This is a genomic window from Mailhella massiliensis (assembly GCF_020741395.1).
Taxonomy (GTDB): domain Bacteria; phylum Desulfobacterota; class Desulfovibrionia; order Desulfovibrionales; family Desulfovibrionaceae; genus Mailhella; species Mailhella massiliensis_A.
Genome location: NZ_DYZA01000098.1, coordinates 1 through 9,530 on the forward strand (window position 1 = coordinate 1; position 9,530 = coordinate 9,530).

General features: G+C 56.6%; 10 protein-coding genes and 1 tRNA gene. 5 read left to right on the forward strand and 6 right to left on the reverse strand.

Features of this window, described 5'->3' with window-relative positions; translation table 11 throughout:
• Positions 1-136 precede the first annotated feature (136 nt).
• The 3 genes from K8W16_RS05250 to K8W16_RS05260 form a co-directional block, all read right to left on the reverse strand.
• Positions 137-212, reverse strand: a tRNA-Ala gene (locus K8W16_RS05250).
• Positions 213-293: 81 nt separating this feature from the next.
• A complete protein-coding gene (gene yjgA, locus K8W16_RS05255) occupies positions 294-599 on the reverse strand; it encodes a ribosome biogenesis factor YjgA (RefSeq protein ID WP_304121808.1) in 306 nt (101 codons plus the stop codon).
• A complete protein-coding gene (locus K8W16_RS05260; protein ID WP_304121811.1) occupies positions 600-977 on the reverse strand; it encodes a hypothetical protein in 378 nt (125 codons plus the stop codon).
• Positions 978-1,188: 211 nt separating this feature from the next.
• On the opposite strand from K8W16_RS05260, the gene K8W16_RS05265 reads away from it, so the two are divergent.
• The 4 genes from K8W16_RS05265 to K8W16_RS05280 all read left to right on the forward strand — a co-directional run bounded on the left by K8W16_RS05265 (position 1,189) and on the right by K8W16_RS05280 (position 4,735).
• The gene (locus tag K8W16_RS05265; RefSeq protein WP_304121814.1) at positions 1,189-1,752 is read left to right on the forward strand and encodes a hypothetical protein; all 564 of its coding nucleotides are present in this window, start codon (positions 1,189-1,191) and stop codon (positions 1,750-1,752) included.
• Positions 1,749-2,129, forward strand: a complete 381-nt coding sequence (locus K8W16_RS05270; RefSeq protein WP_304121817.1) for a diacylglycerol kinase — start codon at positions 1,749-1,751, stop codon at positions 2,127-2,129. Before K8W16_RS05265 ends, K8W16_RS05270 begins: the two co-directional genes overlap by 4 nt.
• Before the next feature lie 113 nt (positions 2,130-2,242).
• Positions 2,243-3,430 (forward strand): class I SAM-dependent rRNA methyltransferase, encoded by a 1,188-nt coding sequence (locus tag K8W16_RS05275; RefSeq protein WP_304121819.1) that lies wholly within the window; start codon positions 2,243-2,245, stop codon positions 3,428-3,430.
• A gap of 153 nt (positions 3,431-3,583) precedes the next feature.
• Positions 3,584-4,735: an alanine--glyoxylate aminotransferase family protein gene (locus tag K8W16_RS05280; protein ID WP_304121821.1), complete on the forward strand. Its 1,152-nt coding sequence runs from the start codon at positions 3,584-3,586 to the stop codon at positions 4,733-4,735.
• Between the two features lie 226 nt (positions 4,736-4,961).
• Here the strand turns inward: K8W16_RS05280 and K8W16_RS05285 are convergent, their stop codons facing one another.
• Positions 4,962-5,108: a hypothetical protein gene (locus tag K8W16_RS05285; RefSeq protein WP_304121824.1), complete on the reverse strand. Its 147-nt coding sequence runs from the start codon at positions 5,106-5,108 to the stop codon at positions 4,962-4,964.
• 558 nt (positions 5,109-5,666) lie between these two features.
• Here K8W16_RS05285 and K8W16_RS05290 point away from each other — a divergent pair.
• Complete coding sequence (locus tag K8W16_RS05290) at positions 5,667-7,385, forward strand: FAD-dependent oxidoreductase (RefSeq protein WP_304121827.1); 1,719 nt, start codon at positions 5,667-5,669, stop codon at positions 7,383-7,385.
• 53 nt (positions 7,386-7,438) lie between these two features.
• Here the strand turns inward: K8W16_RS05290 and K8W16_RS12365 are convergent, their stop codons facing one another.
• Together K8W16_RS12365 and K8W16_RS05300 are read right to left on the reverse strand one after the other, a co-directional pair.
• Complete coding sequence (locus K8W16_RS12365; RefSeq protein ID WP_369694457.1) at positions 7,439-8,383, reverse strand: LysR family transcriptional regulator; 945 nt, start codon at positions 8,381-8,383, stop codon at positions 7,439-7,441.
• Positions 8,384-8,581: 198 nt separating this feature from the next.
• Positions 8,582-9,424 carry an anion permease gene (locus K8W16_RS05300; RefSeq protein WP_304121831.1) on the reverse strand — a complete coding sequence of 281 codons (843 nt, stop codon included), beginning with the start codon at positions 9,422-9,424 and terminating at the stop codon, positions 8,582-8,584.
• Positions 9,425-9,530: the final 106 nt, after the last annotated feature.

Sequence of the window (9,530 nt, forward strand, 5' to 3'; positions counted from 1 at the left end):
TGGGAGAGCGCGATATCCAAAAAATCGACCAAAATTTTTCTTCATTTTCTCTTAAAAACTGGCACAAAACTGGCACAACAAAGCAAGAATACAAAAGAAGGGGTTACGGCTTTATGCCATAACCCCTTGAAATACCTGGTGGAGATGAAGAGAATTGAACTCTTGGCCTCTTGAATGCCATTCAAGCGCTCTCCCAACTGAGCTACATCCCCGTTGCAGAGGTAGATTTGCCACATTCGGCAGAGGACGTCAAGCAAAAATATGCGCCCGGCCGATTTTTCCTCCGCGAGGAGTTATTCCAGTACGGCAAGCGCGTCCAGTACGGCCTGGAGCGTGCCTTCTTCCCGCGCTTCACGCATAAGGCGGCCGATGAACTGAAGCTGCCGCCGTCTGGCCTCATGGCCGGAAAGCCGGTCGTATTCCTCCAAGGCTTCACGCAGGTCTTCCGGCAGCGGCAGGCACGCCCTTTTGACGGCAGGAATTTTTGCAAGGCGCTCCCCCACGTCCTGAAGGGCGGAGCTGTCGCGTTTTTTCTGGGAGCGGCTCACGCGCTCCTTTTCTTCCTCGCCGCCTATCTGATAACGGTTCCTGCGGGGCATTTACTGCTGCACCTCGGGACCGCCCTCTTCGGGATTGTAGTTGGCGCTTTCTTCCATTTCCAGCGTGTCTATCTTCTCTTCCAGCCACTCCATGAGGGCACGGGCCGTGTGATAGTTGAAAAGCACGCGGGAATGGATATGACGATTAATGACACGCTCTTCCTCATCGAAGGGCACCACTTCCGCACCGAAAGCACCATCCGGCTCCACGGCCCGCTCGGAAAACGAAGGAAGCTTGTCGCTTTCCACATAAAAATTCACTTCAATCTCGCCCTGCGGATTGATGCCGCCCCACACGCCGTGCGTGTACTGAAGGCGGCAGTCGGGATCCTGGCTGTACTCGTAGCGCACCCTGCTGGGATATCTGATCTGACTCATGCAAACCTCTCGGAAATGGCCGCCTCACGGGCTGGCCGGGACATTTCTTCATACTCCTACTGGCCCTGCAAGTAAAGAATCTTATGTCTGGAAAGGGCGTTCCGCAGGCTCGGACGCCACTTGACGGAACGCCGGTCGCGCGGCACATTGAGGCCTTCAAGACGGCCCTGGGAACACCGGCCTTCCGATATTACTCCCAAGAGGAACTTTTATGAACAGCTACACCAAGGAAACGCTGCCCGTCCGCCCTGTCTTCGACTTTGAACTTCTGCTGAACCTTCTCTCCGAAAAACGCCTCGGCGGCAAGGTGGTCGAAGAAATGGCCGAAACCTGGGAGCGCTGGCTGCCCATGCTGCACGCCCTCAAGCTGGAAACCGGCAAAGGCCGCTATCTTGCCCTGTGGCTGGAAGAAGGCGTGGAAAAGGAAGTGGACGAACAGTGGGCCAAATCCTCGGAATACGGCTACCGCCTGAGCGCCCTTGCCCAGACCATGTGCCAGTGCGCCATATACCAGCTTCTGCCTGAAGCGGAGGAAGCGGGCTGCGCCCCTGCGCCGGAGCCCACCGCCGCGTTGCGCGATGCTCTTGCCAAAGAGGGGCTGGATTACCAGGATCTCACCCACTCCATGCTGCCCAAGTTCAGCGTGCTCACCCCCTACCCCTTCCGCGGCGCCTGCGATATCTGCTACCTGCGCAAAGAATGTCCCAAGGCCAATGGACAGACCAGTCAATTCCGTTCTTTTGAAATCGGCGGCGAGCCGAAGCAGCAGGCATGACGATGAACAGCGAACGCTTCAAGGAAGGATTCTTCCACATCTTCAAGGCAGCGGGCTATTCCCTGGCCGGACTGAAAACGGGCCTTCGCCTCAGCCTGGCCTTCCGGCAGGAAACGGGCATACTCATCCTCCTCATCGTCCTGCTGGGCATATACCAGAAGCCCGCCGCGACCTGGCTCATCGCCCTGGGAGCCTGGCTTCTCGTCATGATGGCGGAACTTATCAACACCGCCATTGAAGAAACCCTCAACCTTATTACCAAAGAGTACAATATCGGAGTGAAGAACGCCAAGGACATGGCTTCCGCCGCCGTGTTCCTCATGCTCGCCCTCAATGCCGCGCTCTGGTTCTGCATGTTCATCCTGAACCTGTTCTAGCCGTACGGTTCGAAACGCAGGGCATTTCCGGCAGCCCGGGCAGCCCTTGCGCCATGTCCCGTCCCGAGCCCCTTCCCAAGCCTCCCCTCCGACAACTTCAGCCACACCACGCCATGGAAACCGTTTTCTTGAAAAAAGGCGAAGACCGCCGTCTGCGAGCAGGCCATCTCTGGGTGTTCAGCAATGAAATAGATGTGAAGCGTTCGCCGCTTCCTTCCTTTGCGCCGGGAGAATCCGTGCTTGTGGCCGACTGTGGGGGCCGCACCCTCGGCACAGGTTATGTGAATCCGGCCTCTCTTATCGCCGTGCGAATGATAAGCCGCAAGGCGGAGGAAAAGCTCGACGCAGACCTTCTGCGCCGCCGCCTCTCCGACGCCCTTGCCCTGCGTGAACGCATGTTCCGGAAGCCCTTCTATCGCCTCTGCCACGGTGAGGGCGATTTTCTGCCCGGCCTTGTGGCCGACCGCCACGGTGAACATATCGTCTGCCAGATCAGCACGGCTGGTATGGATGCCCATACCGAAGAACTGGTCGGCATACTGGACGACCTGCTGCACCCCTCCTCTCTGCTGCTGGACAACGATGTAGCCTCCCGCAACTTGGAAGGGCTGGAACGCTTCCAGCGCTCCGCCTTGGGCGAAGTTCCCGATGAAATTGAGATAGAGGAAAACGGCATATCCTACGCCCTGCCGCTCAAGGGAGGTCAGAAAACCGGCTGGTTCTACGACCAGCGGGTAAACCGCGCCGCGCTGACGCCCTTCGTTCAGGCTGCGCCCGGCTGCCATGTGCTGGACGCCTTCTGTTACGCCGGGGGCTTCGGCGCCCTGGCTGCAAAACACGGAGCGGGCAAAGTGAGCTTTCTGGACGCTTCCGCACAGGCCCTTTCCTATGCCCGGAAAAATGGAGAAACGGCGGGAGCCGAAGTGGAAACTTTGCAAGGCGACGCCCTCACCCTGCTTGCCGAGCTTCGCCGCGAAGGCCGTACCTTCGATGTGGTCTGCCTGGATCCCCCGGCCTTCATCAAGCGTAAGAAAGACGCGCGCCAAGGCCTGGAAGCCTATGCCCGCGTCAATGAACTCGGGTTCGACCTGGTCAGGCCCGGCGGCATGCTCATGACCTGTTCCTGCTCTCATCATCTGGAGTCCGAGGCTCTGCGGGGTCTCGTCACCAGGGCCGCGGCAAAACGCCGCCGGAACGCACGACTGCTCTTTCAGGGCTTCCAGGGCCCGGATCATCCCATACACCCGGCCATGCCGGAAACCGCCTATCTCAAGGCCTTCCTGTTTCATCTTCAGGCCTAGGCGGAAAGAACGACAAGCCCCGTGCCCTGCTTCGCAGGGCTTTTTCTTCCCTTATCGGGAAAACTTGCCGCTAAGGACGTTTTTCTATACCGTGAAGACGCGCATATTCCGCGCCAAACATTCCGACACATTGCCGGCACAAGAGGTTCCGCCATGTCTTCCATTCAGGCTACCCGTATGCTCACCCCCGGCCCCACGCCCATTCCCGACCGTGTCCGACTGGCCATGGCCGCCCCTCTGCCGCATCACCGCAAGGATGCGTTCAAAACCATTCTGGCTGAGAACCAGGCCATGCTGAAAACACTTTTCTGCACAGCATCGCCTGTCCTTCCCCTGGCCTGTTCCGGCACGGGCGGCATGACGGCAGCTGCCTTCAATCTGTTTTCCCCCGGAGAAAAGGTGCTTGTGGCTACAGCGGGCTATTTCGGCAACCGCTGGGTGGACATTGTGAAGATGCGCGGCCTGAAGGCCGTGGTGCTTTCCAAAAATGCGGGCGAATCCTTTGATCCGGAAGAAATCCGCGCCATGCTGGACGCCGACCCCGCCATACGCGGCGTGTTCATGCAGATCTCCGAGACCTCCACGGGCGTGCTTCATCCCGTGAAGGAAGTGGCCGCCATCACCCGCGAGCGGGACGTCCTTCTGGTGGCCGACGGCATTTCCGCCGTATCCATCTCCCCCGTGCCCATGGATGAATGGGGCATAGACTGCCTCATCACCGGTTCGCAGAAGGGGATCATGCTGCCTCCGGGCCTCGCCTTCATTGCCCTTTCGCACCGCGCATGGAAAAAAGCGGAAGAGGTCAGCCCGCAGTGCTATTATTTCGACCTGGTACAGGAGAGGGCCAACTGTGAAAAGAATCAGACGCACTACACTTCGCCCATCAGCCTGCTGGTGGGGCTGCATGAAGCGCTGACCATGCTGCTGGAATTCGGTATGGACAATGTCTTCAAAAAGCAGTGGGCGCTCACGCAAATGGCCAGGACCGGACTTTCCGCCATGGGCATGGAACTCTTCGTCAAAGAAGAAGGCCGCTATACCTGGGGCCTGACCAGCATTCTCATGCCCGACTCCATGCCCGCGAGCCCCATAGTGGCAAAGGCCTTCAAAGACTGCGGCGTCATCCTCACCGCCGGGCAGGGTAATCTCAAAGAAAAGGTCATTCGCCTCGCCCACATGGGCTGGGTGGACTGGGCCGACCTTGCCGCGGGCCTGCACGCCCTTGCCTGGAGCCTGCCGGAAAAGCCGCAGGGCGCCTATCTGGAAGCCGCGCTGGAGGCCTATCACCAAGCTCTCGGCGAATAAGCTCCGCCCCCCGGACACAAAAAAAGCCGGAACAATGTTCCGGCTTTTTTCTCCCCTCCGCTCTCCTGCGAAAAGCATGCACAACCGGTGACCCCGCATAAAAAAGGAAGCGGCCTTTTCCAAAAGCCCGGTGTTCATGCCGCGCGGCCCGAAACCTATGCCTTCCGCCCTAGCCCCATACCACAGCCTCTCATGCAGTCCGCTGCGCGCTTTCTCCCGGCCCCCGTCACGACGCGCATCCCTCCCCCGTACCCATCTCGGCGGACTCCACCCGCCCTTCCCGCAGGTCGGCCCAGTTGCTGTAATTTTTATGGGTTGTCATAAAACCTATGCCTATCCTCACCGTATGCGGCCAGGCATAATCCTTACCCAACTTTTTCCTTATCCTACTGTTTTTCTTTTTCTATTGCTCATAGTATTTCCCCATGCGTACGCGCATCAAAAGCAAGGAAGGGGGGGGAAACTCTCCCTCTATCTCTTTACCATGCTTTTTTTCTTCCTTTTTCAGGCATGACGGCCATAGTTTTGTGAAGACTTGTCCCGCATCGGCGGGAACAGGGACGACATTGCACCTTGTTCCCATGTTTGATAAAAAAAGAACTTACTTTTTCCAAAAGGAACAAGCTGTTGGAACAACTGCCGTCTCACCGCCCCCCCCTATTGCTGCCCAAGTCTGAAAAAGCCCTCCTTCTGAGGAGCACTTTGCGCCCACAGCATTTAACAAAGAGATTTTTTAGCAGGAAAATATATAATAATATATTGATTTTACTACTGTTATCAACATTTTTACCCGCCAGGACGGCAGAAAAGGATTTGTGAAGAGCCTGTGGACGGCGTAATTATCTTGCCTTTTCCGACTACTTGCTGATAACATATCCGGCGATAGTTTTTTTATTGCGAAACGAACCGTTATTCTCTGGAGGTTTTCCACATGGCTCCCAATATTCTCATCATCGGCGGCGTCGCCCTCGGTCCCAAGGCCGCCGCACGCGCCAAACGCCTTATGCCCGAAAGCAACATCACCATGATTGATCAGGGCACCTACATTTCCTACGGCGGCTGCGGTATTCCCTACTTCGTGGGCGGCGACGTACCTCAGATGAACGGCCTGCGCACCACCAACGCCGGCGTCGTGCGCGACGAAGCATTCTTCAAGGAGCTCAAGGGCGTCAACGCCATCTGCCACACGCGTGCCCTTTCCATTAACCGCAAGGAAAAAACCGTCACCGTAGAGAACACGCAGACCGGCGAAAAGAGCGACCTGCCCTACGACAAGCTGGTCATCGCCACGGGCAGCAGCCCCCGTATCCCTCCCATTCCCGGCGCGGATCTCAAGAACGTCACCTCCGTCACCTGCCTTGAAGCCGCCAAGGCCATTCAGGAACAGTGTGCCGCCCGCCGTATCAATCACGCCGTCATCATAGGCGCCGGCTTCATCGGTCTGGAAATGGCCGTGGCTCTGGCCGACATGTGGGGCATCAAAGTCACTGTCATTGAAATGCTCGACCATGTCCTGCCCGCTCAGCTGTGCTACAACTTCGGTCAGATCGCCAAACACGACCTGGAAGAAATGGGCATCACCGTGCTCACCGGCGAAGGCGTGAAGGAACTCAAGGGCAAAGACGGCGCGGTCTGCCAGGTAGTGACCAACAAGCGTACCATCGACGCGGACGAAGTCATCTTCTCCATCGGCGTCACTCCCAACTCCAAGATTGCCGCGGACGCGGGCATCGCCTGCCATCCTCGCGGCGGCATTCTGGTGAACACCCACATGCAGACCTCCGACCCCGACATCTATGCCGGCGGCGACGTGGTCGTGGTACGCAACCTCATTTCCGGTGATCTCTCCTATCTGCCCCTCGGCTCCATGGCCAACAGGCAGGGCCGTGTCATCGGTACCAACCTCGCCGGCGGCCAGGCCACCTTCGAAGGCGTGGTGGGCGCCTGGTGTGTGAAGCTGAACAAGATGTACGCCTCCGGCGCGGGCCTCACCCTGCATCAGGCCCGCACGGCCGGCTTCGACGCCATTGAAGTGAGCATGGAAGGCTCCGACAAGGCCCACTTCTATCCCGGGCACACCAACACCAGCATCAACGTGGTCGTGGACAAGCAGTCCCGCCGTGTGCTGGGCGTCCAGGGCATGAGCACCGACGGCTCCGCCGTAAAGGCCCGTACCGACGCCGTGGCCGCCATGCTTCAGGTTTCCCGTCCCACGCTGAACGACCTTTCCAACCTCGAAGTCTGCTATGCGCCGCCCTTCGCCTCCGCTATGGACGTGATCAACGCCGCCGGCAACGTGGCCGACAACGTGGTGAGCGGCTACCACAACGCCATTACCCCCGATGAATTCATGGATCTGTGGGAAAAGCGCGACGAGAACAACTACCTCTTTGTGGATATCCGTCCCGCCAAGGCCGGCAAGCCCATCGAAGAACGTCACCCCGGTCAGTACCTCTCTCTGCCGCTGGAAGAATTCAACGCCCGCGCCGCAAAGGAAATCCCCACCGACCGCCCCGTGGCTCTGGTGTGCAACACCGGTACCCGCGCCTACGAAGCCCAGCTCAAGCTGCGTGAAATGGGCATTGAAACAGTGAATTCCTCCGGCGGCCATACAGCCCTGCGCAAGCGCGGCGACGAAGAAAAGTTCTAGTCCCCGCATAACGCCTTAAAAATAGGGGCGGGCCTCTCGGCCCGCCCCTATTTTCATAACGTCTTTCCTGGAAAGAGTACCGGGACGAACTCTTTTTCCGTCTCGCAGCCACGCACCTCCAAAGCCTGCTCCAACCTGTGGACAAAGGCCATAGCCTTCCGGCTGGGCCTTGGTGGAAGCACCACGCACTGATACGCCCCTATCTTCTCCTTCAGGGGAATAAAACGCACATGTTCCGCCAACCGCCTCTGCACCCGTCCCGGCTGTACCAGGCTCTCCTGCATGAGGCTGACGCCGACATTGCGACGCAGCGACTGCGTCCAGGAAAAAAGGCTGGGGATAGTTTGGACGATATTGGGCGTTCCGTACTGCTCAAGTACGTGCTGCAAGGGCGTGCAGGCCTGCTTCTTTTCCCTTGGGAGTATGAACGGAAGGCGGAGAAGGTCGTTAACCGACACGACCGTTTCCTGCGAAAGAAGGGAATGTTTCCCTACGCAGGCAATATAATAATTTTTTTTGATAATATGCGTATCCGCCCCGGCAAACATGAATCTGTGGATGGGTTCTTCATCCTCCACAAAGGGAATCGTGCACAAAAACAGAGAATCTCCCCTGTCATGTGCGCGCAGGCGCCGCATGAACCGATGCTCCTCCATAAAGCGTACAGTAATACGCATATCCGAGCGTTCCGCCTGAAAATCACGTATAGTGTCGAAAAGGCAGTCGGAAACAAAGGAATATGTGAACAGATCCAGATCATGAAGAGATCCGGCCGCCTGCCTTTCCGCGAAATAGGAAAGAATACGCTCATGGTCGTCAAGGCACTTTTGTGCGTACGCCAAGAAAATATTTCCCTCTTCCGTAAGCATGCAGCCGCCCCGACGACGCCGAACAAGCGTTACGCCGAACTCCCGCTCCAGCGACTGGATGGAAAAGCTGAGCGCCTGCTGCGTGATGCCCAGTTTTCGCGCAGCGGCGCAGAAGGTACCGCATTGCACAAGCGTCAGAAAAAATGTCAACTGTTCTATGCGCAAGGAATCACCCTCTGGAAAGACTGAATGACATAGCGATTCTTCATGCTATCCGATATGTTCGGTAAGAACAATATACGCACATCATCCATAACTGTGCAGACAGAAAACCTCTTTATATGACAAGAGGCTTTCTGTCTGGAAAATACAAAAGGGAAAATACTGTTACAGAAGGCCGAGGTATTTCCACCAAAGTATGCCCGCTGTGGAAAGAAACACCAGATTGATGACGAACTTGATGGTCATGATCATGACGAAATCCCTGATCCTTGTAAGTCCCATGGAAAAGGCCACCAGATAAACGGCCGTTTCATAGGGAAGCCAGAGCTGGGCGCAGCCCTGGAAAAACATGTAGAACATGGGCTTGATGCTGAACCCGAGATCCTGACAGATCTGCGCGAAAGGGAGGCCCAGAGCGGCCATTTCCGCAAGAGGCGTCATGATAAAGTTCAGCAAGAGGCCGCTGAAGAATGCGGCATACAAAAAGATCGTCTCGCTCACTCCCTGGAGCATGGGTACCAGCGTGGCGGAAACCACCTGCCCGAAGCCCACGGCGTTGCCGGCCGCACCTATGGACATGCACGCCGTAATAAAGAAAAGCACGGGATAGGGGACTTCTTTAATCGCCTGCGCATTCCCTACATTAAAACCAGGCATGAAAAGAAGCATTGGGGCGAAAATAAAACCGTACACCATATCGACGTGGTGGAACTGATAGGTGAAGAGAAAAACGACAAGGGAGACAAGAACGGCAATGAGCTTCTTTTCATGGGGAAGGAGCTTCCCAAGTTCCTCAAGCTGCCTTTCAAAAACCTCCCTGTTGCCGAGATTCTTTTCAGGACGGCAGAAGTATCCGACGGCCCCGCCCACCAGATAGTAGCCTATGACGAATATGGCGTTATCCCTGAAGTAAGCGGGATAGGAAGGATCCACCTGCACGACGGAAGATGCGGCACTGTAAAGAATAGATATAAAATCAGGAGAATAAAGAAAAAAGTTGGCGTCCATGATATCTACTGTATCGGATACAGATTTTACAATATCTAAGATTTCTACATATTTATCATTTGGCTCAAATCCTGGATTGAATTCTACAACTGTTGCTTTTGCTCCT

Coding starts and splice junctions, on each gene's coding strand:
- yjgA (WP_304121808.1), bottom strand. CDS start 599: ATGCCCCGCAGGAACCGTTATCAGATAGGCGGCGAGGAAGAAAAGGAG.
- K8W16_RS05260 (WP_304121811.1), bottom strand. CDS start 977: ATGAGTCAGATCAGATATCCCAGCAGGGTGCGCTACGAGTACAGCCAG.
- K8W16_RS05265 (WP_304121814.1), top strand. CDS start 1,189: ATGAACAGCTACACCAAGGAAACGCTGCCCGTCCGCCCTGTCTTCGAC.
- K8W16_RS05270 (WP_304121817.1), top strand. CDS start 1,749: ATGACGATGAACAGCGAACGCTTCAAGGAAGGATTCTTCCACATCTTC.
- K8W16_RS05275 (WP_304121819.1), top strand. CDS start 2,243: ATGGAAACCGTTTTCTTGAAAAAAGGCGAAGACCGCCGTCTGCGAGCA.
- K8W16_RS05280 (WP_304121821.1), top strand. CDS start 3,584: ATGTCTTCCATTCAGGCTACCCGTATGCTCACCCCCGGCCCCACGCCC.
- K8W16_RS05290 (WP_304121827.1), top strand. CDS start 5,667: ATGGCTCCCAATATTCTCATCATCGGCGGCGTCGCCCTCGGTCCCAAG.
- K8W16_RS05300 (WP_304121831.1), bottom strand. CDS start 9,424: ATGGACGCCAACTTTTTTCTTTATTCTCCTGATTTTATATCTATTCTT.